Below are 562 nucleotides of genomic sequence, written 5' to 3'. Positions count from 1 at the left end.
AGTGGTATCCCGCATTTGATAAGAGCAGTTCTCCGAGCGAACGCATAATGAAAAAGCAAAATACGCCGGTGATCAAGTAAGCAAATAAAATGGATGGTCCTGCAAAATGGATGGATTTACCTGAACCTAAAAATAAACCTGTACCGATTGCACCTCCAATCGCCATTAATTGTATATGCCTGTTTTTAAGGCCTCTAGACAATTTCTGTTGCTGGCCAAAATTGTCTTTGCTAGAATTGCCTATCAATTTTATTTTCCTCCAGTAATAAAAAGATGAGTAAAGTTTTATCGGATATTATAACATTTAAAAGAATAGATACTTTTATTTTTAAATTTTAAAACTATTTTAAGTGCTGTTACATGTCTTGTGGCTCTATTTTTCACTCGTGATTCTACCTGAATAGCAGAGTAAAACAGGAAAGTCATTTGGACAATCTGACAGGCTAGTTTTAATCGGTAACGATTTGTATAATTGCATACCCACTATGATTGAGGCCGGCAGGGGGATCAAATCGATAGGATCGGAGATAAAGTTTTTAAGCTTACAGATTCCTTAACCTCC

At 35.9% G+C, this 562-nt stretch carries 1 pseudogene; it reads right to left on the bottom strand.

What is annotated here, in order from left to right:
- A pseudogene (locus tag IEV86_RS18345) lies at positions 1 to 247 on the bottom strand (amino acid permease); the annotation flags it as partial.
- Positions 248 to 562 lie beyond the last annotated feature (315 nt).

Origin of the sequence: Cellulomonas carbonis (assembly GCF_014636275.1) — a bacterium.
GTDB lineage: Bacteria > Actinomycetota > Actinomycetes > Actinomycetales > Cellulomonadaceae > Actinotalea > Actinotalea carbonis.
The sequence above is the reverse complement of the archived record's forward strand: the minus strand, read 5'-3'. Positions and strand labels throughout refer to the sequence as shown.